Origin of the sequence: Candidatus Frankia nodulisporulans (genome assembly GCF_902806475.1) — a bacterium.
GTDB lineage: Bacteria > Actinomycetota > Actinomycetes > Frankiales > Frankiaceae > Frankia > Frankia umida.
Window position 1 is genome coordinate 1 of record NZ_CADCWS010000503.1, and the last position, 1,007, is coordinate 1,007.

1 protein-coding gene is annotated in these 1,007 nt (G+C 69.0%); it reads left to right on the forward strand.

The genetic code is table 11. The features are described 5' to 3' along the window. Positions 1–93: 93 nt before the first annotated feature. On the forward strand, positions 94–1,007 hold a 914-nt coding region (locus G6R24_RS21145; RefSeq protein ID WP_163550863.1), incomplete at its 3' end, for an NAD(P)/FAD-dependent oxidoreductase.

Below are 1,007 nucleotides of genomic sequence, written 5' to 3' on the forward strand. Positions count from 1 at the left end.
AGCCCCACCCGTACGATCCCACGCTGACGGTCAAAGGTCCTCCTGGGACGGCACCGCAGCTGGTCGAATCACAGATGTCCTCGGAGGTGAGCCGTGCGTCTGGTGGTCATCGGTGCGGGCATTGTCGGTGCGGCGATCGCGTCCCGCGCTGCCCGGCGTACGACGGCGGTAACCGTGCTGGACGCCGGCCGCTCGCCGGGTGCTTCCAACGCGACCGGAAGTTCTTTCGCCTGGATCGGCAGCTGGGGACAGTGGCCGGGCGCCATGATGGCGCTACGCGGGAGTGTCCTGCCGCAATGGCACCAGTTGCAGGACGAACTCGCCGGAGTGCACGTTCAGTGGACGGGTTCGCTGTCCTGGCGAGACCAGCCGCACAGCCAACCCGATGTGACCCGGACCGATGACGGGTCGGAGGTTCTCACCGCGGCCGAGGTGGCCGTGATGGAGCCGAATCTGCGTGAGCCACCGGCCCGGGCGGTCTGGCATCCGGGAGATGGCGCCGTCGACCCGCTCGCCGTCACGGCGGCGCTTCTCCAGTCGGCCTGCGGCAACGGTGCGCAGGTGCGGCTCGGTGTTCGCGCCACGGCCCTGCGTGTCAGGGGCACCCGAGTGGTGGGGGTGGAAACCTCCGTTGGGTTCATGCCGGCGGACACCGTGGTCGTGGCGGCGGGGACCGGAGTTCCCCGCCTGTGTGAGCCGTTCGGCGTACCGGTACCCGTTACCGCCTCCGCGGCGGTTCTGCTGCGTTTCGACGCGCCGCGAGGCCTGGTGAAAACCCTGATAGACGGACCTTCGCTCGAAGTTCGCCAGAACCGGACCGGGCAGTTGCTGGTCCCGGCGGCATGCGGTACGGATGTCTCCGAGGAGGCTCTGGCCGGGATCGCCCGCCGAACCGCGCAGAAGATCCGAGCCACCTTCCATCACGCGGCGGATATCCGCCTGCACCGGATATCCGTTGGTCAGCGTCCGATGCCCGCGGACGGAGCACCGATCATCGGCCCGATTCC